Origin of the sequence: Rhodococcus sp. As11, assembly GCF_048957735.1 — a bacterium.
Classification (GTDB): Bacteria; Actinomycetota; Actinomycetes; order Mycobacteriales; family Mycobacteriaceae; genus Rhodococcus; species Rhodococcus gordoniae.
This window is the reverse complement of the sequence record NZ_JARDJE010000003.1, coordinates 112681-132708: the sequence shown is the minus strand read 5'-3', so window position 1 is coordinate 132708 and position 20028 is coordinate 112681. Positions and strand designations below refer to the sequence as shown.

The window sequence follows — 20028 nt, the reverse complement described above, 5'->3', positions numbered from 1 at the left end:
GAATCGCATGGTTCCCGGCGCTCCGCGCGCCGAAGTCAGGCCGCCGGTCGCTGGCCGGTGACGAAGAAGATCAACCGATCGGCAACGTCGACGGCCTGGTCGCCGAAACGCCCGTAGAAACGCGCGAGGAGTGCAGTGTCGACCGCCGTCCGGATATCCCCGTCCCACTCGGGGCTCTCGAGCAGGGCGAGCAGTCGCGAGTGCACCGCATCGAGTTCGGTCTCGATGGCATGGGTGCCCTTGATCGTCTCGAGGTCGAAGTCGGTGAATGCGTCGCGCAGGATCGCAACGATCTCCGCCGCGAGTTCGGCCATCCGGCAAAGATCCTCGCGCAGAAGGTCGGACACCAGCGACTCGGGATGGCGACGCCGTACGACCCGCGCGATGTGCAGGCTCAGCTCACCCATCCGGGTGAGATCGCCCGTGATACGAACCGCGGAGAACACCAACCGCAGGTCGGCGGCGACGGGACCCTGCAGGGCGAGGATCCGTACCGCTCGCTCGGAACAGTCGGTGTCGAGTTCGGCGATCCGTGCGTCGAGATCGAGGGCGGCCTGGGCTGCGTCGAGATCGGTGTCGAACAACGCGTGAGTGGCCAGGTCGAGCCCTTCGGCGGCAACCGCTGCAAGCTCGCCGAGTCGTCCGACCAGGTCGTCGAGCTGCCCTCGGAACAATTCCCTCATGTCTCGCTCCGTCCTCGTCGCAATCGTCGACCAGGAGCCTAACGACGCGCGTCGACGACGCTCTCTGCGGCGACGTCCTCGGTGGACGATACAGAGCTCACGTCGTCGTCCATGCGGGCGAGATGAGCCTTGATCCATTCGGTGCTTCCCGGCGTCGCGGTGCTGTGCTGCGGGGTGCCGGCAATGCAGATAGACAAATCGATTCCCTCGTCGTGACGCCGATGTGCTCGGCTGCGCAGGCCACACCCATCCCCTGGAGTGACCGTCATCACTATAGCGTGTCGGGGTAGGGATTCAACTCGAGCGGAAACCGGATCAGTGACGTGGCGACGTCTCCTGGTGCTTGCCGTAGCCCTGCTGTTCCACGTAGCCCTGCTGTTCCACGTAGCCCTGCTGTTCCACGTAGCCCTGCTGTTCCGCGTAGCCGTAGTCGTACCCTTCGTCGTAGCGGTACTGCGGGTAGCCCCGGTTCTCGGGCGGCACGAACAGCGATTCGGATTGCGACGCCACCAGCGGTGCGGGAGTCGACGGTACCGGAGCAGGCCGTACCGGAGCAGGCTGTGGCACGACAGGGTGCGGCGCTCCGGCCCGGGTCGGAGCGGACGGTACGGGTGCCGGGTCGTGGGGAGCGGTCTCCACGGCCGGGCCGCGACGGCGAGCCGGGAGCACGGGCATCAACTCGCGTCCGGCACCGAGCACGACGAGACGCGTGGGCACCTCGATCTCCGCCAGCGCACGGAGGGTGTCCTCTGTTTCCGCACGCTCCTCCGCCCCGGCCTGCAGCACGACCACGGCGAGCGCGAGCCCTTCGGTGTGCACTCGTGTCCACCACTGCTCGCCGATCCCGCAACTCACGACCCGATCGCCGACGTCGGCGAATGCATCGGTGTCGATGGTCACGCCGTCCCCGTGCAGAAGCAGTACGGAGTCGCCCAGCGACGCACGTTGCCGAAGCATGACGACAGTGTCGAGCGGCAGAGTCGTCCGGGCGTCTCTCTCCACCTGCACGGCCGAGCGGTAGCGACGCGCGACGCGCCGGACCCATGCCGCATCGTTCGTCGCGCCGAAGCGCCCGTTCAGCGCGACCAGCAACTCGGCGACGAGGACGAATACGGCGAGGAACGCCACCGCGGCTTCGGCCCGAGGTTGAGGCGACACCTTCGACCCACTGCCCGCCGGCACCGACAGCACCTGGAGGTATTCGAGGCTTGCGCCCGAGCGCGCCTGGCGGAGTTGTTCGAGGCGGGCATCGAGGTCGGCCTGCACCGCCGGGTCGGCCGTACCCTCCTCGTCGGCCGCGGTACTCGCGGCGAGGTCGGTACGCAGTCCGCCGACGATGGCGTCGAGTTCGGCGATGCGTGCATCGAGCGCTGCCCGATTCCGATCCGTCTGCGCGCGGTCGAGCTGGGTGACGACGACCTGCGCGAGATGGTCTGCAGAGGCCTGAGAATCGGCTCGGGCGGTCACGGTGAGCAAGGTCGGTGACGAGCCGTACCCCACGTCGATCCTCGATGAAAGTCCCGCAGGGTCGTCGTTTGCCTCGGTCGCGATCGCGGCCACGACCGCCGAGTCCTGAGACAGTGCGACGTACGGCGCGATGAGCTGCCCGAGCGTGGCGTCGGATCCGGACACCGCGGACGCCGAGCGGATCTCCGCGACGAGCGATGATTCGTACACACCGGGACCGTTGTCACGAACGAAGAACACCGCGACCGCGGCGAGGGCGGCAACGAGTGCGGCGGGCACGGCCACACGGGCGAGATCGCGGGCATGACCCACGAGATCGACGGTCGGTGGGACACCGAGTTCGCGACGCAGTTCGGCGTCGCGGATGCTTCGTTCGGACACGATGCACTGGCCTTTCGCTGTCGCCCTTCACTGGGCAGGTCGACAGTGTGTCGCACCGAATCGGGCAAACGTTACTCGTCCGTACAGTCCGTCAACTGCCGAGCAGCCAACGCGGACGCGACCACATCTGCCAGGTCTCCGCGACGCGTGCTCCGGCGGCGAGGTACAGCGGCGTGACGCGCGGCCTGGTGAGCCCGCACATCGCGACCGGGCCGCGCTGCGCGTAGGTGTGGGCGGCGCCCGCTCTGATCAACCGGTTCGCGAACCCGCGCCGCCGGCGTCCCGGATGAGTTCCGAGCGACCACACCGTCCGGATCGCCCCACTGTCCACGAGCAGCGCGCAGCACTGCAGATCCCCGTCCTCGACGATGCCGACCACCTCGACGCCGGGGGTCCGTGCCATGGCGTCGGTGTAGGCGACGGCAGCAGTCCCGGGCGCGATCCCGAACGTCCCGGCGGCGAGTTCGCGGGCATCCGCCATATCGGCTTCACCGAGCGTTCGGAAGCCCGGGTCGACGGGAGCGTCATGAGCCACGAGACAGGTCAGATCCAACGATCCGGCACACACCCAACTGTGGTCGGCAAGGACCTGCGCAGCACCGAGTCCGTCTCCGGCGAGCAGGACGATCGACGGGTTGCCGGCTTTCGTCAGGGTCTCGTAGACGTGTTGTACCCGGGTGGTGACATCGCCACCGTGGACGAGAGCGAGGTTGTAGTCGGGGTCGGGGGCACCGGTGATGCCCACCCACCAGCCGTCACCGGCGGACCAGCCCCCGCCGGACGTCAGTGGACGCAGACTCTCACCGTAGGAACGACGCAGCTGCGGCAACGATGTGAGACCCGACGCGGTCGAAGCGGCCTCCACACATTCTCCCTTCCACGGCTCACGCACTCTCGGACTGCCTTCTCCGGGCCACTACAGAAACAGCATCGGCGGCACCCCTGGGGGTGCCGCCGATACGGACGTGCTCGAGGATCAGGACTGGTTGCCGATCAGATCGCGCAGGAACTTGATCACGAACTGGAGGGGATCCACGGGTTCCTGCTCCGATTCGGGAGTCTGAGGCACCTGGCCGGACTCGGGAGCGACCTGGGTCTGCGGTGCCGACTTCGCCTGCGGAGCAGGAGCCGACTCGCCCTGCGGGGCGGACTCGCCGCCGCCGACCGTCACGGGGATCCCCCCGGTGAAGGGGCGACCGGACGCGTCGAAGATGTTCTCGTACTGCGTACCCGAGGCGTCCTGGCAGCCCCAGAAGACGTTGTAGGTGCCGTCGGTGATCGCCTCCGGGCCGGCCTGCGCGGGTGCGCCGTCCTTGATGTACAGCGCGCTCGAGGTGCTGGTGTTGGTCACCGAGAAGCTCGTTCCGGCGGGCTGCGCATCGATGCGGCCCGACGGATCGGCCGTGTCGACGGTGCCCGGCTTCAGGACGTAGGTGACGCAGGTGACGCCGCGATCGACGTCCGCCCGGCTCAGGTCGAAGTCGACGACGATGGCGCCGTTCTCCACATTCGCCGATACGTTCGGCCCCGCAGCGGACGAGATGCCCGGCACTGCCAGTGCCAGCAGTGCGGCACCCGACGCTGCGACGGCAGCCTTCTTCGCAACAGAATTCATCGATTTTCCTCCCCGTATTTTCGATGTCGGCGACCGCTTCGTGAACGGCACGCCGTCGACCGTGCCCGGCGCGCGTAGAACGCGGGCACATATACCGGAACGTTACCGCGAGATGTCGGTACTGTCGCGACGAGGGGCATCGTCGGTCCGATCGGCCCGATCGACGTGCCCGAGATCACGAGCCGGATCCACGAGCTCGCGCACCCACTGCCCGAGCGTAGCGATTTCAGGAAAACCGTTGCCCTCCTTATCATCCCGAACAACCGCACCGAGCGCGGCACCGAAGGTGTCCAGCAGCTCCTGCGCCATCCGCCCGGCACGCAGCAGCCATCGGCACCGTGCGCAGCAGGCGATCGCAATGCGGGGAAGTCCGCTCGGTCAGGAACGACAGGATATTCCCGCCGGAAATAGGTGAAGCCCCGGCAATCGTGGTGGTGGATCGGCCGGGGCTTCGGCACGGACCGGTGATGGGGGTAACCGACCCGTGCGGTCGTCCTCACATGGGGGGACAGGAGGACGACGCGGAACCGAGTCTAGACACGGAAAATTGTTACTCGCGAGTACCGCGTCGGCGGCGATGCGGCGTGTCAGGAACTCACGGGAGGATTCGCAGAATCACGCTGCTCGCGCTGCATCTCGACGAGTTGTTCCTCCCTCTCGGAGACGAACAGGAACCGACCGACCGCGAGCGCGCCGAGAGCCGAAAGGCTCAACCACGCCGCCAGCGCCGATGCGATCCACACCCACATGGCTCACAGTGTGCGCGAATCCGCCGCCAACACCAAACACCGGAGATCACAACATGGTTGCAAAAGCAATACTCGAGGATGGCTCACAACGTGACGCCGGTCGCCCAGAGCGCGTTCGCCATGGCCGGCAGCGTCACCTCGATATCGTGATGGTCCTCCACCCTGCGCCGCGCGGTGACGGCGAGCCCGGTTCGTAGCTCGGGTTCGGCGACGATCCGTCGCAACACCGCGGCCAGGGTGTTCGCGTCACCGGGCGGCACCAGCAGCCCCGCGCCGTCGGACAGATATTCGGCGGTGCCTCCGTGATCGGTACCGACGACGGGCACACCGTGCGCCATCGCCTCGAGCACTCCCAGCGGCCCGGCCTCCGGTGCAATACTGGCCGAGACCAACGCGTCCCAGACCGCGAACACCTCTGCCGGGTCGACCTGCCCCAGGAACGACACGCGTCCACGCAGGTCGGAGCGCTCTGCGCGGCGGCGCAACTCGTGGAGGAACGCTTCGTCGCCAGGAAACGGCGTACCTGCCACGTCGAGGCAGATTTCGGGCACCTCGGCGACCGCATCCAGAAGAACCCGATGCCCCTTCCACTCCGTCACCGACGCCAGGATGCCCACCCGCACGGCCGAGCCGGCACGACGGGCGGCGAGGGACGGTGCAGCCGGCACCGGAACCCCGTTCGGCGCAACGACGACCGGATATCCGCATTCGCGGACCGGAGCCGCGGTGGCGCGGGAGACCGCTACGGCACCCGCCACCGCTGCTCTGCCGAGGCGGGCGACGAGGCGTTGCTTCCGTGACGACAGAGTGTCGTGCACCAGCCACCTCGCACGTTCGCGATGGGATGTACCTGCGACAGCGAATCGCAGGGATGGCAACGCGAACAACGAGTTGCACACCACCTGTGGTCGCTCGGCGGCGAGCACGCGCCGGAGCCGGAGCGCGCCCCCCAGCCACCGCACCGGAAGACTCGCCAGGCCCGCGATCCGCCCGGCTCCCGTCTGACCCCACATGCCCAGGCGTGGCAACCCGACGTGCACGCACCCGGCCGGGAGCGCCTCGGCCAGGGGTCCATCGGGGCACGCCACGGTGACCCGCAGGCCTTGTGCGAGGGCGACGTCGACGAGCGCCAGCATCACCTTCTCGGCACCCGACCGCTCACCGGTGTGCGCGACGAACAGCAGCGAAGCGCTCACCGCGCCACGACCCTCCTGTGCACCCGGCCGAGCAGCTCCGTCAGTCGCGCGGCGGTCGTGCGGATATCGAACAGTTCGGCGATCCGCGCGTGCGCTGCCGCGCCCATGCTGCGTCGTCGCACCCCGTCGGCGAGCAACATCCGGAGTGCCGCGAGGAGCGCCTCGTCGTCGGTGTGTTCGACGAGAAGCCCGGTCTCACCGTCGACGACCATCTCGGGGATCGACCCCACCGTCGACGCGACGACCGGAAGTCCGGCCGCACCTGCTTCGAGAATCACGTTGGGTGCCTGGTCCATTCCGGACGGGAAGCACATCAGGTCCGCTTCGGCGAGAATGTCCCACAATCGGTCGTCACCGCTCACGAGATCACCCACCACCCGCACACCCGGCAGATCCGGAACAGGATCACGTGTGACGAGCACCAGATCACACGTCTCCCTCAGGTACTGCTGGTGCAGCCGCAGGAGAGTACTGCCGCCCTTGCGTTCCATGCTGGTGCCGATGAAGACGACGGTGGGACGCCGGTGCCGCGAACGATCGGGCAATGCCCGTTCCCCGGTGAGAAAGGGCGACCAGATCCCGGGTGTCATCGTCAGCACCTTCTCGGCGGGCAATCCGTACGTCGCCCCGGTCAGCGACGAGGCGGTGCGCCGGCCGTTGGCAATCACCAGGTCCGCGGCATCCAGCACCGGACGCTCGAAGCGGACCGCTGCGCGCACCGCGAACGGAGTGAACCGGGTCGCCGTGCGATACGGGATCAGATAAGCGTTGAGTTCGTTGGTGCTGTCCGTCGTGACCACCGTGGGACGAGTCCGCATCAGGTCGGCCGAACCGAGCATGCAGTTCTGGGTGTAGACGTGGAGGACGTCGATGTCTCCCTGGGCAAGACGTTCCCGCAGCCGATGCCTCAGCCCCCGGGAATGCACGAGCTGCCCGCGCAGCGCCTGGAGGTCGAGATCGAGCCGATCGAGTCCGGGCACCGGCGCGCGGAACACCTTGCCCACGAATCCCGGACCGTGGGCGTCGAGGAACTCCACCTCGATGTCGTCGCGTTCGACGAACGCCCGCCGGAGCGAATGGTGCACCGTAGCGTGTCCACCGATGTTCTCGTTCACGAACAACGCCTTCAGCGGTTCCGCCACCGGTGCCTCCTGTTTCGTCCGGTTCGGGGTCGTCGGCTGAAATCGGGACCGGCCCTCGTTTCGTTACAACAGAGCAACGTCATAACGAATTGCCGACGCGCCTGCAATACTTTCGTGATCCGACACAATACGCTGTTCGGGTGACATTCCACCGAACCGGTCGCCGTTCCCGCCGTAGCCTGATGCTGGCACTTGCCGCCTCGATAACGTTGTGCGCGAACCCGATTACTGCCTCAGCACAGGATCTCGAGCCGACGGAACCGGCCTCGCCGGGCGAGGTCGCATTCCCGACCCGCAATCTGGGGCTCGGCCCGAAGCTGGAATTCCGCGGCAATTCCGATGTCGTCACGCTCACAATTCCGGTCCCTCCCGGAAATACCCCCGCTCTCCTGGACACCACCGCCCAACTGCCCACGAACGTCGCGCGCGGATGGATCGACGTCACCTCGGACGGACGGTTGCTCACCCGCGTGGAACTGCCGGCCGGCGGCGACATCGTGCCCCTGTCTATTCCGCTCACCGGCGCGAAGGTGGAGAACGACGCCGCGGTGATCTCGCTGGGGCTGACCTTGACCGCAGTCGACAACATCTGCCCCGACGACTGGACCCTCGGTTCGGTACGACTGCACGACGGGGTGATCCGGTACGCCGGTACCCCTACGCTCCCGTCTGCGGTCGCCGACTATCTGCCGCCCGTCCTCGAACGCCTCGAGTTGTATCTGACGGACGGACCGACGGACGCCGAGTCCACCGTCACCCTGGATCTCGCCGCCGGCGTGACCGCGCGCTATTCGGGACGTCAGGTGCCGGTGGACGTGCGTGAACTACCGTCGAACGGCATTCCCCCGGCCGCCGACAGTCCGTTCGTCCGGCAGATCGTCGTCCGCGAAGGCGAGGAGACGGGCGTGGAGGTCGGCACGATTCCCGGCGGGCCTCCCGCCCTGTACGTCCGAGGCGATGCCGAGACCCTTCTCGACCAGGGGCGCCTGGTGAACAGCGTCCTGTCCGGCTTCGCCGTGGGCTCCGACGTGGCCGTCGGCACCTTCGACGTCCCGCCCATCCTTGCTCCGGACTCGACGACCCTGAACGACCTGCGGGTGTCCGATCTCGAGACGAGCGGTCTCGGCATCGCCGACGTACATCTGTTCCTCGATCAGGCCGAGTTCGGCCGACCCGTCCGGGATGTCGCCATCGATCTGAAGGGTTCCTACACCCCGCTTCCCGCCACCCAGGGTGGGCTGATCACCGTCTCGGCCGGTGACGTCCAGCTCGACGCATGGGCAGCCGACTCGAGCGGTGTCATCGACCGCATGGTCACGGTGCCGAACTCGTCCCTCGGGCGCCTCACCGACATCACCGTCGCGCTCCGCACGACCGGTTCCCAGGAGCAGTGCGGTCTCCAGCAACCCGTCACCCTCCGTATCGACGGCGACAGCCGCGTGTCGAGCACCGTCGCCGACCCGCCCGTTCCCGCCGGATTTCCGTCGCTGCCCCAGACCCTGATGCCGCAGCTGAACGTCGCCACCGCCGCTCGCACACTCGTCGACGTCGGACGTGCCGTCGAACTCGTCGCCGGGCTCCAGTCGCTCACCACGCGCCCGCTGGATCCGACCTGGGTGTCGATCGACGACGCGCTCGCCTCGTCGGCGCCCGCACTGGTCGTGGCGGCGAACGGCGTCATCCCCGACCGACTGCAGTCGGAGTTGCCGCTCGTCCGCACCGAGGACCGCCGGTTCGAGGTCCGCGACGCCACCGGCGAGAGCACCAGCCTCACCTTCGGCACCGAAGTGGACTTCGCCTCCGTGCAGGTCGTGCGCGAGGACGGACGCACCGTGCTGGTCGCCACGTCCACCGACGTCCCCGAAGAACTCGATCGGACGATCGACTGGCTCTCCGCCGAGCCCGGCCGCTGGTTCGAGCTCGAGGGCAGCGTGCTGTTCACCGCGCCCGACCGCGATCCGATCACCCTCATCGATCCCCGGACCCAGGACGACGGCGTGGACGCGGCGTCGTCGGGAACGAACAGCACGGTGACCGCGGTGGTCGTCGCGGGTGTCGTCCTGCTCGTCGCCGGTGCGGCAGGCGCCGCGGTGTGGGCGCTCTCCCGCCGGCGCCGCCCGCAGTCGCGGTGAACGCGATGACCACGACAGTCGAGCAACCGCCGTTCACCGAACGGTTCTTCACGAGCGCGCTGCGGCGCACCACCATCCGGTGGGTCGTGATAGTCGCCGCGACACTGATCGGCTTCCACTCCACCTGGCTGCAGCTGATCGCGGAGATCCGCACGGGCACCACGGGCGGTTACGTCCTGATCGTGCCACCGCTCGTCGCGGTCGTCGCGATCGGTGTCACGCGCAGGCGCCGGAACGAACTGCCCATCCACGACCGGCAGACCGACATCATCACGTCGGTGCTCCTGCTGCTGATCGCGCTCGCGATCAAGGGCCTGCTGATGCCGAGATACGCGACCACCTACCAGGTGATGCACCTCGACGTGCTCGCCGCGTGGGTTTTCGTGTGCGGTGCGTGCATCGCGATGTTCGGCCTGCGGGTGACCGCAGCCTACTGGGAGGCATGGATGATGCTCTTCCTGAGCTCCCCTGTCGTGTACCGGATCGTGCTCATCGAACTCGGCGGGACGAAGTTCGTCGCCGGTGTGGTCACCCTCGTCCTCGCCGCCTCGGCGATCGGACTGGCGACCCGGCGCACCTGGGCCCGTGGATTCTTCTACGGCTCCGCAACATTCGTGTTCGGACTGATCGTGCTCGCCGTGATCGACCGGCGATGGCCGGACGCACCCATCGCCGTGGACCAGTACGTCCCGGCGGTGATCGCGACGGTGGTCGTCGGCTCCGGCGCCTACCTGTGGACCTTTCGCGGACTCGCACCGCGCACATTGCCTCCGAATCCGGTCTCGATCGCCCAGGCAGTACGCGGAGCGATGTGCATCGCGGTGGCCGCCCTGCTCGCCGCACTCCTGCCGCTCCCCGACCAGCGCCTGACACCCGTCTCGGTCGGACCACCCTATTCGGGCACCGCCACCCAGGTCGTCCCGTCCGGATGGGTGCAGTTGTCGTCCGTCGACTACGACTGGCCCCGCGCCTACTTCCGTCAGGGATCGGTGCTGCGCCGGCAGATGCTCCGGGCGGAGGAACCGAACCCGGAGTGGGATCGGCTGCTACGCCCCCGCACCGTCGCAGTGCAGACCCTGCAGGTGCGCAGCCCGAACCAGTTCGCGGTCTATCCCACCCAATCGATGTACGCACTGGGCAGATCACGGGTGAGCCCGAAGGAATACGTCGATCTGGGTCGCGGTGTGACCGCCGAATACTTCACCGTCGTCGACGACACACTGCTCCTGACGTGGAGCCTGCTCAGCTTCGTCTGGACCCGCAGCGACACCGTCGCCCAGCGGGTGAGCCTGCTGACGGTGGACAACCACGAACTCGATGCGCCGTTCCCGCAGCCCGAGCCGAACACTGTCGCCAACGCACGCACGCTGATGCGAGTGTTGCTGCGCGGCAACGGCACCGTCGAGGACACCGAACCCGAGTACAAGGACCGTTCCATGCTCATCGAGGTGGGTCGCGAACTCGTGGAGGCACAATGGCAGGACGCGTGAACGTCGGTTCCGGACACGATGTTCCGGCCGAGAACACCATCGAATTCGACGCCTACCGGGAAGCGGCCCTGCACGAGGCCGTACACGGACTCCGTGAACGCAGCCCCGTCTCGTCGGCGTCGGTCGCATTCGTGCCGTGGCAGAAGTATCTCGGATTCGCACTCGCCGCGGCCTTCGTGGCCTCGCTGGTCGTAGCGACGAAACCTACCCTGATCGTCTTCACCGTGCTGTGCACCTTCGGGTACATCGCGACCCTCGCCGACCGGCTGCTGCTCTTCACCCGGGGCATGGCCCGCGACGCGCAGTTCATCGTCGACGACGAGGAAGCGCTCGCCCTGACCGACGACCGGCTCCCGCCGTACACGGTGCTCGTCCCCGCCTACAACGAACCCGAGGTGGTCGGCGACCTGCTCGCTGCCATGGCCGCGCTCGACTATCCGGCCGACAAGCTCCAGGTGCTGTTGCTGCTCGAGGAGGACGACACCGTCACGATCGACGCCGCGGAGGAGGCCGGACTCGGCGAGAGCGTCGAGATCCTGCTCGTCCCGGCCGCCGACCCACGCACGAAACCGAAGGCGTGCAATTACGGACTGCACTTCACGACGGGTGAGATCGTGACGATCTTCGACGCCGAGGATCTCCCGGAACCACTGCAGCTGCGCCGGGTGGTCGTCGTCTTCGACCGCCTCGGCGACGACGTGGCGTGCGTGCAGGCGAAGCTGGCCTTCCACAACGGAACCCAGAATCTGCTGACCGGCTGGTTCACCGCCGACTACGCGCTGTGGTTCAACTTCATCCTGCCCGGCCTGATGAAGTCGCACTCGCCGATCCCGCTCGGCGGGACGTCGAACCACATCCGCCGATCGGTGTTCGACGAGATCGGCGCGTGGGATCCGTACAACGTCACCGAAGATGCCGATCTCGGTGTCCGGATCGCCGAATCGGGTTACTCCACCGCGGTTCTCGACTCGACCACACTGGAAGAGGCGAACAGCGATCCGATCAACTGGGTGCGGCAGCGATCCCGGTGGTACAAGGGCTATCTGCAGACCTGGCTGGTCCACATGCGCCGTCCCGTCCGTCTGTGGCGAGTCATCGGCACCGCAGGAATGCTGCGGTTCACCACCCTGCTGGCGGGTACACCGATCATCGCGTGCCTGAACATGGTGTTCTGGATGACGACGCTGTCGTGGCTGCTCGGACAGGCGGATCTCATCGAGGAGATCTTCCCGTGGTACGCCTACTTCCCCGCCTTGATCTCGCTCGTGTTCGGCAATGTCGCCGTGATGTACATGAACTTCGTCGCGTGTCGCGAGACCGGGCACGCGAACCTGTGGTGGCCGTGCCTGACCGTCCCGCTGTACTGGGTGCTCATGTCCATTGCGGCGATCAAGGGCACCTATCAGCTCATCCGCAATCCCTCCTACTGGGAGAAGACGTTCCACGGGTTGTCGTCGTGAAGGCCCGCAGCCGGTGGGTGTTCTGGACCTCGTGCCTGATCTATCTGGTGGCAGGTCTGTGGCTCGCGCTCGACGTGCAGTACTACCAAGGGGATTCGCTGAGCCGTGTGAGCGCTGCGCGGACGGTGCTGCTGAGCCGCGACCCGCATCTCGCCGCCATCGGATTCGTGTTCACGCCGCTCACCGCACTCGTCCAGGTGCCTCTCGCCGGTCTGTCGGCGTGGTTCCCCGGACTGACGGCCTATTCGGTGACGGCGGTGATCATGTCGGCACCGTTCATGGCCGGCGCAGCGGTGCAGATCCACAAGATCGCGTGCGATCGCGGATGTTCCCCGTGGTTCGTGTGGACGGTGACGGCGGCCTTCGCACTGAATCCGATGATCGTCTACTACGGCGCGAACGGGATGAGCGAGGCACCGTTCCTGTTCGCGTTGTGCTGGGCCGCTCGCCGGCTCATCCGGTGGTGCAGCACCGACGACATCCACGACCTCGCCCTGGCGGGTATCGCCCTGGCACTGGCGTATCTCGCGCGGTACGACGCGCTGGCCGTCGGTGGGGCGGTGACGGTCTTCGTCGCGCTGCTCGTCCGGTACCGCTCACGCCGATACGCTCCCGGCGCCGGATGGCAGCCGGCGATCATGGACGCCATTCTCGTCGCCTCTCCCCTCGCCCTGGCCTTCGTCGTGTTCGTCACCACGAGCTGGCTCGTCACCGGGGAGGGGCTCGCGCAGTTCACCTCCACCTACGGCAACGCCGCCATCCTCGAGCAGAGCGGTGGTGGGTCGTCGGGCGGACTCGGTGCGATCGCCTTCTCGCTCGCCGAGACCGTCGTGCTCGGACCGGCGCTTCCGCTCTTGATCCCGGTCGTGGCGGTGCTCGCGTGGCGGCGACGCGATCTCGAACCGCTCGTACCGTTCGTGGTCTTCGGCGCGGTTCTGGGCTTCGCGGCACTGTCCTACGCGCGCGGGATGACCTTCCCGTTCCTGCGCTTCTACATCTGCGCGATCCCGCTGCTCGCCGTGTGGGTCGTGCAACTGGCGCCGCGACGCGGGCGGTTCGCGGCCCGACGTCCCGGCCCGCACACCGTTCCGAGAGCCGAGGACGACAGCGGGGCGGCCCCATTGGGTGCGGTACTACTGGTGTGCAGTCTGCCCATCACGTTCGTCGCGATGGGCTCGCCCGCCCTGTCGCAGGAACAACACGCGCTGCGCACGGTTCTGTTCCCGGACGACGATGATCCGTCCGACGTGCGTGAGCAGCAGCGACGGGTGATCGCGGCGTTCTCCACCGAACGACGCATCGCCGAATACCTCGACGAGAGGGACCTGCCACCGGGTTCGGTGCTGATGGACACGGTCTACGGGTTCGCGATCTTCTCGGCCACCGAACGCCCTGAGACGTTCGTCATCCCTTCGGATTCCGACTTCACGGCCGTGCTCAACCGCCCTTCGTCCTACGGAGTCGAATACATCCTGACCGTCCCCAACGAGGGTCGCGGAACATCGGATGCCGTGAACCGCCGTTATCCCACGATCTACGAGACCGGCAGCGACATCGCCGTACTCGAACTCGAGATCCCCAACGACGGGGCCGACCAACCCGATTGGAGGCTCTTCCGCGTGAGCGACCGCGCTTCATCCTGAGCGGTGGTGACGCCGTAGGACATACCGGACCGGGTCATCGAGACCGATGTCGTAGGTGCACTCGTCCGCCCGCGGGTCGGGGACGAACGACCACAACAGCGCACCGTCGGCCCCGAGGTCGCGGTACCGCGTGAGCGTGCGGTCGACGATCTCGGCACGCTCACGTAGGTCGAGACACGAGCCGGCCCGGACCCCGAGTTCGGCGACGAGCATCGGCTTCGACAACCGGGCGAGCCGCTGCTCGAGGAACTGCGCGTCGTCGTAGTCGTGGTACTGCACGACGTCGAGCTGCTCCGCGTCCGTCACGATCTCGAAATCGTCGCCGGCCGAACCGCACTGGTCGCCTCCGATGGTGCCGACCGTGACGAGCCGGTCCGGGTCGTGTGCGCGGACGATTCCTGCCGCCTCGTCGATCCAGTTGCGGAGCAGTCGCGCACCACCGGGAAAGCACTCGCGTCGTTCGAGGGTGCATTCGTCGTCGGTGCAGGTCGCGGTCTCTGGTTCGCCGATCAACTCCCACATCGCCACCGAGGGCGACGATCCCCACCGTTCGACGGCCGTCGCGACCCAGTCGTCGTAGGCGAGCACATGACCGGGCAGCGGGTCGCGCCAACCGGTGTCGTACCAATCGGCCTGCTTGTATCCACCCGCGTCGCAATCACTGTCCTGCGGCGCGAGAACCGGGATCACGTACACCCGGTGCCGTTCGGCAGCGTCGAAGACGGCGTCGAGTGCGGAGAAGTCGAGCATGTCGCCGATCCGGTGCACGGCGTGGGACTGGAAGGCGTCGAAACGCACCACCGATCGGGGCGCCAGCGCACCGAAGAACTCGTCGAGATCCACCTCGGCACCGCATCCCCTGTTGATCTCCCAGCGCGTACCCAGCTGATAGGCGTTGAGCCCGGCGGGCCACCACGGACGGTCGTCGAGAACGAGCCGGTCGCCGTCCGCGCGGACCACCGGAAGATCCTCCGGAGGCGAGGGACGCGACGAAGTATCCTGCGCGCAGGCCGCGAGCAGGAGCAGAAGTGTGGTAGCAACCACAGCGACGCGCACGTTCAGAGACTAACCCGCGAGGTCGTGTGCACACGGGGCGGCCGGAAACATCGGGGCCTCCGTGGTGTATCCGGCCGTTCCGAGCGCAGGATCCGACGCGGACGTCAGCTGGGACGCGCGTCGGGGTGCTTGTGCACGAAGTTCAGGTACGCCTTCGACGGGGTGGGCCCGCGCTGGCCCTGGTACTTGGATCCGACCTTCGCGCTGCCGTAGGGGTGCTCGGCGGGGCTCGTCAGCCTGAACAGGCACAGCTGACCGATCTTCATTCCCGGCCACAGCGTGATCGGCAGGTTCGCGACGTTGGACAGCTCGAGGGTGATGTGCCCGTCGAAGCCCGGGTCGATGAAACCGGCCGTCGAGTGTGTGAGCAGGCCGAGCCGGCCCAGCGACGACTTGCCTTCGAGGCGACCGGCGAGGTCGGCCGGCAAGGTGCACCGCTCCATCGTCGACCCGAGCACGAACTCGCCGGGATGCAGCACGAACGGCTCACCCTCGGGCACCTGCACCAGCGACGTCAGTTCGTCCTGCTGCTCCGCCGGGTCGATGTGGGTGTAGCGGGTGTTGTTGAAAACGCGGAACAGGCTGTCGAGCTTGACGTCGACACTCGACGGCTGCACGAGTTCCGGATCGAAGGGGTCGATGCCGAGATGGCCGGAAGCGATCTGGGCGCGGATGTCACGATCGGAGAGCAGCACGGATAGAGGTTAACAACCTGCTCGGGGCCGGCCGGACAGGTGCTCTACGTGGACTGATCCTTACGCAGTTGCTCCGAGATGATCAGCAGCAGCTCGGTGCACTCCTCGATCACGTCGTCGCGATCCATCGGGACCGTGCCGTCGAGCCACGCCGTCAGTGCCTGCGCAAGCCCTCCGACGACGTAGTGTGCCGCAAGGTCGAGGCGCGGGCTCGGGGCGACCGCGTAGATGTTCTCGGCCTGCGCCGTGACGAGGCCGGCGAACATCCGGGTCGAATCCAGGCGCCGCCTGGACAGCTGCGGATTGGCCTGGCTGACGGAGAACATGATGCGGCCGAGCCGGGGGTCCTCCTCGATCTCGTGGACGATGTTCTCGACACCTGCGCGGACGATGACGCGGTCGTCGCCCGTCGGTGCGGCCGTCACCGCGGCCATCGTGCTCTCGGCGATGCGCTGGACCACGTGGTCGTAGACGGCTTCGGTCAGCTCGTCGCGGTCGGTGAAGCTCTCGTAGAAGTAACGCGACGCCAGGCCGGCGCGCTTGCAGACGCCGCGGACGGACAACGTGGGCTCGCCCTCGGCGGCGCCGAGGAGGTCGAGGCCGGCCTCGACGAGCTGGGCTCGTCGATCGGCCTGCCGTTCCTCACCTGCGCGTCCACCGTAGAGCCGTCCAGTCGTCATGAGTCCATCTTCGCAGCGTTCCACCGTCACGCCCTAACCCACTCCGAACACGAGCACGTTCACATGACGGCAGGTGAAGGGGACGCGACGCCATGTTTTGGCACGACATTGCAAGTGCCACAGGAAACTATCGAGCACTTCTCGCCGGCACCGGACGGCGGATCCGGACGGGACGGTCGCTCGTCCACAGGCCCTGCGGGTCTGCTACAGTGTGCTCCGAAGCTTTGGGCGGGAGTCGACGAAAATCGGCGAACGCCCAGCGTGCCGATGTAGTTCAATGGTAGAACATCAGCTTCCCAAGCTGAATACGCGGGTTCGATTCCCGTCATCGGCTCCCATAAGAACCCGCCCCCACCAGTATGGGAGCGGGTTTTTTGCTGTCACGGCCTCGATGTCACAGGCCGGTGATGTCACAACGGTGTCACTACCGCCCCGAAAACCGACGCTGCACCCTTCAATGCGTCGTCCTGACTGTGCGCGTAAACCTGCATCGTGAAGGCCGCATTCGAGTGCCCGATCCACGCTGCGATCACCGCGACCGGAACCCCCTGAAGGTGCAGCATGGTCGCTGCGGTGTGCCGACAGTCGTGCAGACGCAGCGGCCGGACGCCGGCCCTCTCTGCGAACTCACGCCAGTACCGCGACAGCACCGCAGGGTTGTACGGCTCCCCCGCCTCGTTGCTCACGACCGCTTCACCTGACCCGTAGTCAGGGCCGAGCTCGAGACGTTCCTTCTTCTGCCGCAGCCGAGCTGCCTCGAGTGCCGCCTTCAGTGGTGCGGACAACGGGAGGGTGCGCCTGGATGTCTCGGTCTTCGGTTCGTTCTCGACAGCTTTACTGCCTGCCATGACTCGGTTCGTCGCGATCGACAGAGTGCCGGCCTCGAAGTCGATGTCCGACCATCGCAGCCCCGCAATCTCACCGCGCCGTAGCCCACACAATGCGAGGTGCCAGGCGTGCCCGTTGCGATCCGTCGCCGCGGCCGACAGCAGCTTTCGGACCTCCGCTTCGGTGTAGGTGTTCATCGACTTGTACGGCACCGGTACCCGGTCGACAGCTGCCGCGACGTTGCGCGGGATGAGTCCCTGTTCGACGGCATCTGCGAGGACCTGTTGCACGGTGGCAATCACCTTGTTGACCGCGGCCACCGACCACGGTTTCCGCTTCCGTCCTTTCGCCGTCAGGGTGCCACCCGTGAGGAGGTCTTTCACCAGGTCGTCAATGTGACGTTTCGTGAGCGACTGCACCGTTTTGCCGCCGTGCCGTTCCCGTAGTGGCGCGAGGTCGTATTCGAGCTTGGACAGAGATGTTGCTCGGAGGTTGTGCCGACCGGCGATGTAATCGGCGCAGAGCTGCTCGACCGTGACTGCGGACCGTGCGACGTAGGTGCCGGCATCGACTTCGCTGCTGATCTTCGCGTGCGCTGCGGTGGCCTCGTCGAGTGTCTTGTACCGCTTGCGTGTCTGCCGCCGCTTCCCTGTGACAGGGTCGGGCCCGGCATCGAGGGTGACCTCGTAACGCACTTCACCGGACGCGAGGGTGACCTTCCGCATCCCCGGTAAGAGCCGCTGCCGCCTACTCATCGAACACACTCTTCCGCAATTCCTGAATTGCCCCTTCGAGCTGATTGAGTAGCTGCTGAACATCCTTGAGTGCCGTTGCTTCCTGCGAGCCCGCGGCTTGTCCCAGACTTCGCACGGTGGCGATGGCCCAGTCGCGACGCACAGGCGCATACTCACGGATTCGTTCAACGAGCTGTCGTCCATCCTCCGGTGTGTGGGGCTCCCCTAGCGACGAGTCTCCAATGAACCATCGGAGCGCCTTGTAACTCTCTACTTCTTCGATGGCGGGCAGTGCCCGAACCGCACCACCCGGCAGGTCGGGGTACATCAGAAGGATGGGCGGTACCCCCAGCGCCGCAGCGAGAACCGTTATCTCAGCGAGATCGATTTTCCCTGCCCGGGCGTTGTTTTCGATCTTCGAGATGGCCACACGAGTAATGGGATAACCCAGCTCGCGGGTTCTTTCGGCGAGGTCGACTGCGGTCATCCCAAGCCGAGCCCGCCTCCGCGCCACGGCCGTACCAACTCGGCCGGCCTGTTCCAACTGCCAAGACTTTGCTTCCTCGTCAATGTTTGGCATTGCGACATCTTCGCATACGCCTTGACGCATCCGCGAACGTTCGTGTAGACATTTCGTTAACGCACCACACATGACAATTACGAGGTGCATTCCGGCACATTGGAGGAAAGATGGAAACCACAACCGCAAAGCTCCACCGTCTCGACGCTGCGTGCGATCGTCTCGGAATCGGTCGATCGAAGCTCTACGAGCTGATGGATGCCGGGGAAATCCGCAGCGTAAAGATCGGGCGGAACCGACTCGTTCCCGAGTCCGCGATCGTCGAGTTCATCGAACGACTTGAGAACAGCGCTGCGTGATGAGCGGCTACTTCGGTGACGAACCGACCTCCCAGCGGTGCGACTACCCCCGCAGGCTGCACCACCTGCTCGGAGTCGAACACGACTACACCGAGCACCCGAAAGAGAACGCCCCCGACGCCGGCCAGGGCATCGAGGGCAACGAATCCAACCTCTAACCAGGAGAAGGAATCATGACCAATCATATCCCGTCCGCTGGCGAGATCGCCGAGACCGCATTCGCCGAGGGCTACAGCACCCTGACGATCAACCAGGCCGTGCAAGTTCGGCACCAGCTCGACAACATGCGCGACCCCGGCTACACCCGTGAAACCTGGGTCGAACTCGCGATGCTCGGCGCAAAGAACATGCACGACGCCAACATCGCGATGCTCGCCGCCGCCACCGTCGACGAGATTGAGCCCCCTCGAGGATTCCAGCCTGACGATGGTGATGAGTGGCATCTGGACCACAACAGCCGCGTGACCCGCTGGTGGAGCAAGTCGATCGGCGACAGTGCCGCATCAATCAGCGTGCGTGTCATCGACGAGATCACCGAAGGCCGCATCGTCCGCCGTGAACCGCAGCTCTGCGTCAACGCCGAGGGCGCATTCACCGCGTCGGAAGCTCACGACATCATCGACAACTTGCAGGCCGCGATCCGGGCCCTCGCCGAGAGCGAGGGGGACCTGTGAGCGAGTTGTACCGCCACATCGACGGCGAACCGGTCGTCAGCGCAAAGGGACTCGCCCTGCTACTCGGTGTTTCCGAAGACCAGGTCCGCGCTCTTGCACAGTTCCGAGGCACCGGCGTCGACGCTCTACCTCCGGAGTGGGTGAAGGCCGGCCTTCGGCGCGCCAAGGAATACCAGGCCGCTACCGGGCATGACGACATGCTCGGCGCGCTCGAGTACTGGGCCGCACGGGAGGCGAAATGACGACTCTCGAACTGTTCCTCGTCGTCGTGTTGTTCGCTGAGAACATCGCACTCCTGGTCGCGCACGTCACCGACAGTCACACGGTCGGAAACGACAGGTTCGGTGAGGCCGCCACGAACTCGATGCGGAGGCGACCCTGACCACCTGACAACACATTCCCGCTCGACAAAAGGGCCCGGTCCAAACGTCCTGTTGAGCCTGCTTTTCAAGGCCCGGTGCAAACGAACCTGAAAAGCGAAGCGGGCCGGGTAGGTCCAATCCCTCCCGGCCCGCGACCTCCAC

General features: G+C 66.5%; 23 protein-coding genes and 1 tRNA gene. 10 read left to right on the top strand and 14 right to left on the bottom strand.

Features of this window, described 5'->3' with window-relative positions:
• Nucleotides 1–35: 35 nt before the first annotated feature.
• The 9 genes from PV766_RS05055 to PV766_RS05015 all read right to left on the bottom strand — a co-directional run bounded on the left by PV766_RS05055 (nucleotide 36) and on the right by PV766_RS05015 (nucleotide 7233).
• Entirely contained in the window at nucleotides 36–683 is a 648-nt protein-coding gene (locus tag PV766_RS05055) for a phosphate signaling complex PhoU family protein (protein WP_129975767.1), read from the bottom strand.
• A 38-nt stretch (nucleotides 684–721) separates the two neighbouring features.
• Complete coding sequence (locus PV766_RS05050) at nucleotides 722–880, bottom strand: hypothetical protein (RefSeq protein WP_165369194.1); 159 nt, start codon at nucleotides 878–880, stop codon at nucleotides 722–724.
• Nucleotides 881–998: 118 nt separating this feature from the next.
• Nucleotides 999–2531: a hypothetical protein gene (locus PV766_RS05045; RefSeq protein ID WP_421096551.1), complete on the bottom strand. Its 1533-nt coding sequence runs from the start codon at nucleotides 2529–2531 to the stop codon at nucleotides 999–1001.
• A gap of 91 nt (nucleotides 2532–2622) precedes the next feature.
• Nucleotides 2623–3396: an N-acetyltransferase gene (locus PV766_RS05040; protein WP_421096550.1), complete on the bottom strand. Its 774-nt coding sequence runs from the start codon at nucleotides 3394–3396 to the stop codon at nucleotides 2623–2625.
• A gap of 111 nt (nucleotides 3397–3507) precedes the next feature.
• The gene (locus tag PV766_RS05035; protein WP_421096549.1) at nucleotides 3508–4146 is read right to left on the bottom strand and encodes a hypothetical protein; all 639 of its coding nucleotides are present in this window, start codon (nucleotides 4144–4146) and stop codon (nucleotides 3508–3510) included.
• A 102-nt stretch (nucleotides 4147–4248) separates the two neighbouring features.
• Nucleotides 4249–4506 carry an Rdx family protein gene (locus tag PV766_RS05030; protein ID WP_421096659.1) on the bottom strand — a complete coding sequence of 86 codons (258 nt, stop codon included), beginning with the start codon at nucleotides 4504–4506 and terminating at the stop codon, nucleotides 4249–4251.
• Nucleotides 4507–4733: 227 nt separating this feature from the next.
• Entirely contained in the window at nucleotides 4734–4895 is a 162-nt protein-coding gene (locus tag PV766_RS05025; RefSeq protein WP_016933265.1) for a hypothetical protein, read from the bottom strand.
• A gap of 83 nt (nucleotides 4896–4978) precedes the next feature.
• Nucleotides 4979–6091, bottom strand: a complete 1113-nt coding sequence (locus PV766_RS05020) for a glycosyltransferase (RefSeq protein ID WP_421096548.1) — start codon at nucleotides 6089–6091, stop codon at nucleotides 4979–4981.
• Nucleotides 6088–7233, bottom strand: a complete 1146-nt coding sequence (locus tag PV766_RS05015) for a glycosyltransferase family 4 protein (protein ID WP_421096547.1) — start codon at nucleotides 7231–7233, stop codon at nucleotides 6088–6090. Before PV766_RS05015 ends, PV766_RS05020 begins: the two co-directional genes overlap by 4 nt.
• Nucleotides 7234–7373: 140 nt before the next feature.
• On the opposite strand from PV766_RS05015, the gene PV766_RS05010 reads away from it, so the two are divergent.
• Genes PV766_RS05010 through PV766_RS04995 form a run of 4 tightly spaced genes read left to right on the top strand, consistent with a single transcriptional unit; the run spans nucleotide 7374 to nucleotide 13958 of the window.
• A complete protein-coding gene (locus PV766_RS05010) occupies nucleotides 7374–9365 on the top strand; it encodes a hypothetical protein (protein WP_421096546.1) in 1992 nt (663 codons plus the stop codon).
• A gap of 5 nt (nucleotides 9366–9370) precedes the next feature.
• The gene (locus PV766_RS05005; RefSeq protein WP_421096545.1) at nucleotides 9371–10855 is read left to right on the top strand and encodes an archaeosortase/exosortase family protein; all 1485 of its coding nucleotides are present in this window, start codon (nucleotides 9371–9373) and stop codon (nucleotides 10853–10855) included.
• Nucleotides 10840–12315, top strand: a complete 1476-nt coding sequence (locus PV766_RS05000) for a glycosyltransferase (RefSeq protein WP_421096544.1) — start codon at nucleotides 10840–10842, stop codon at nucleotides 12313–12315. Before PV766_RS05005 ends, PV766_RS05000 begins: the two co-directional genes overlap by 16 nt.
• Nucleotides 12312–13958, top strand: coding sequence for an ABC transporter (locus PV766_RS04995; RefSeq protein WP_421096543.1), 1647 nt, complete (start codon nucleotides 12312–12314; stop codon nucleotides 13956–13958). Before PV766_RS05000 ends, PV766_RS04995 begins: the two co-directional genes overlap by 4 nt.
• Here PV766_RS04995 and PV766_RS04990 read toward each other — a convergent pair.
• The 3 genes from PV766_RS04990 to PV766_RS04980 form a co-directional block, all read right to left on the bottom strand.
• Complete coding sequence (locus PV766_RS04990) at nucleotides 13950–15014, bottom strand: beta-mannosidase (protein WP_371053822.1); 1065 nt, start codon at nucleotides 15012–15014, stop codon at nucleotides 13950–13952. The genes PV766_RS04995 and PV766_RS04990 overlap by 9 nt on opposite strands.
• Nucleotides 15015–15118: 104 nt before the next feature.
• Nucleotides 15119–15709 (bottom strand): dCTP deaminase, encoded by a 591-nt coding sequence (gene dcd, locus PV766_RS04985; RefSeq protein WP_255161702.1) that lies wholly within the window; start codon nucleotides 15707–15709, stop codon nucleotides 15119–15121.
• A gap of 44 nt (nucleotides 15710–15753) precedes the next feature.
• The gene (locus PV766_RS04980) at nucleotides 15754–16389 is read right to left on the bottom strand and encodes a TetR/AcrR family transcriptional regulator (RefSeq protein ID WP_064063578.1); all 636 of its coding nucleotides are present in this window, start codon (nucleotides 16387–16389) and stop codon (nucleotides 15754–15756) included.
• A gap of 263 nt (nucleotides 16390–16652) precedes the next feature.
• Between PV766_RS04980 and PV766_RS04975 the strand changes: the two genes are divergently transcribed.
• Nucleotides 16653–16723: transfer RNA gene (locus PV766_RS04975), tRNA-Gly, on the top strand.
• 76 nt (nucleotides 16724–16799) lie between these two features.
• Here the strand turns inward: PV766_RS04975 and PV766_RS04970 are convergent.
• Nucleotides 16800–17972: a tyrosine-type recombinase/integrase gene (locus tag PV766_RS04970; protein WP_421096542.1), complete on the bottom strand. Its 1173-nt coding sequence runs from the start codon at nucleotides 17970–17972 to the stop codon at nucleotides 16800–16802.
• Nucleotides 17965–18531: a helix-turn-helix transcriptional regulator gene (locus PV766_RS04965; RefSeq protein WP_421096541.1), complete on the bottom strand. Its 567-nt coding sequence runs from the start codon at nucleotides 18529–18531 to the stop codon at nucleotides 17965–17967. Before PV766_RS04965 ends, PV766_RS04970 begins: the two co-directional genes overlap by 8 nt.
• A gap of 110 nt (nucleotides 18532–18641) precedes the next feature.
• Between PV766_RS04965 and PV766_RS04960 the strand changes: the two genes are divergently transcribed.
• The 5 genes from PV766_RS04960 to PV766_RS04940 are packed head-to-tail and all read left to right on the top strand — an operon-like array spanning nucleotide 18642 to nucleotide 19886.
• A complete protein-coding gene (locus PV766_RS04960) occupies nucleotides 18642–18830 on the top strand; it encodes a helix-turn-helix transcriptional regulator (protein ID WP_421096540.1) in 189 nt (62 codons plus the stop codon).
• Nucleotides 18830–18988: a hypothetical protein gene (locus PV766_RS04955; RefSeq protein ID WP_421096539.1), complete on the top strand. Its 159-nt coding sequence runs from the start codon at nucleotides 18830–18832 to the stop codon at nucleotides 18986–18988. Before PV766_RS04960 ends, PV766_RS04955 begins: the two co-directional genes overlap by 1 nt.
• 15 nt (nucleotides 18989–19003) lie before the next feature.
• Complete coding sequence (locus tag PV766_RS04950; RefSeq protein WP_421096538.1) at nucleotides 19004–19504, top strand: hypothetical protein; 501 nt, start codon at nucleotides 19004–19006, stop codon at nucleotides 19502–19504.
• Entirely contained in the window at nucleotides 19501–19746 is a 246-nt protein-coding gene (locus PV766_RS04945) for a hypothetical protein (RefSeq protein WP_421096537.1), read from the top strand. The genes PV766_RS04950 and PV766_RS04945 overlap by 4 nt, the downstream gene beginning before the upstream one ends.
• On the top strand, nucleotides 19743–19886 hold the full coding sequence (locus PV766_RS04940; RefSeq protein WP_421096536.1) for a hypothetical protein: 144 nt from the start codon (nucleotides 19743–19745) through the stop codon (nucleotides 19884–19886). Before PV766_RS04945 ends, PV766_RS04940 begins: the two co-directional genes overlap by 4 nt.
• The last annotated feature ends 142 nt before the right edge of the window (nucleotides 19887–20028 follow it).

Excerpts from the sequence above, each read along its gene's own strand:
- PV766_RS05055 (WP_129975767.1), bottom strand. The coding sequence starts at position 683 with ATGAGGGAATTGTTCCGAGGGCAGCTCGACGACCTGGTCGGACGACTC.
- PV766_RS05035 (WP_421096549.1), bottom strand. The coding sequence starts at position 4,146 with ATGAATTCTGTTGCGAAGAAGGCTGCCGTCGCAGCGTCGGGTGCCGCA.
- PV766_RS05025 (WP_016933265.1), bottom strand. The coding sequence starts at position 4,895 with ATGTGGGTGTGGATCGCATCGGCGCTGGCGGCGTGGTTGAGCCTTTCG.
- PV766_RS05005 (WP_421096545.1), top strand. The coding sequence starts at position 9,371 with ATGACCACGACAGTCGAGCAACCGCCGTTCACCGAACGGTTCTTCACG.
- PV766_RS05000 (WP_421096544.1), top strand. The coding sequence starts at position 10,840 with ATGGCAGGACGCGTGAACGTCGGTTCCGGACACGATGTTCCGGCCGAG.
- PV766_RS04980 (WP_064063578.1), bottom strand. The coding sequence starts at position 16,389 with ATGACGACTGGACGGCTCTACGGTGGACGCGCAGGTGAGGAACGGCAG.
- PV766_RS04970 (WP_421096542.1), bottom strand. The coding sequence starts at position 17,972 with ATGAGTAGGCGGCAGCGGCTCTTACCGGGGATGCGGAAGGTCACCCTC.
- PV766_RS04965 (WP_421096541.1), bottom strand. The coding sequence starts at position 18,531 with ATGCCAAACATTGACGAGGAAGCAAAGTCTTGGCAGTTGGAACAGGCC.
- PV766_RS04960 (WP_421096540.1), top strand. The coding sequence starts at position 18,642 with ATGGAAACCACAACCGCAAAGCTCCACCGTCTCGACGCTGCGTGCGAT.
- PV766_RS04955 (WP_421096539.1), top strand. The coding sequence starts at position 18,830 with ATGAGCGGCTACTTCGGTGACGAACCGACCTCCCAGCGGTGCGACTAC.
- PV766_RS04950 (WP_421096538.1), top strand. The coding sequence starts at position 19,004 with ATGACCAATCATATCCCGTCCGCTGGCGAGATCGCCGAGACCGCATTC.
- PV766_RS04940 (WP_421096536.1), top strand. The coding sequence starts at position 19,743 with ATGACGACTCTCGAACTGTTCCTCGTCGTCGTGTTGTTCGCTGAGAAC.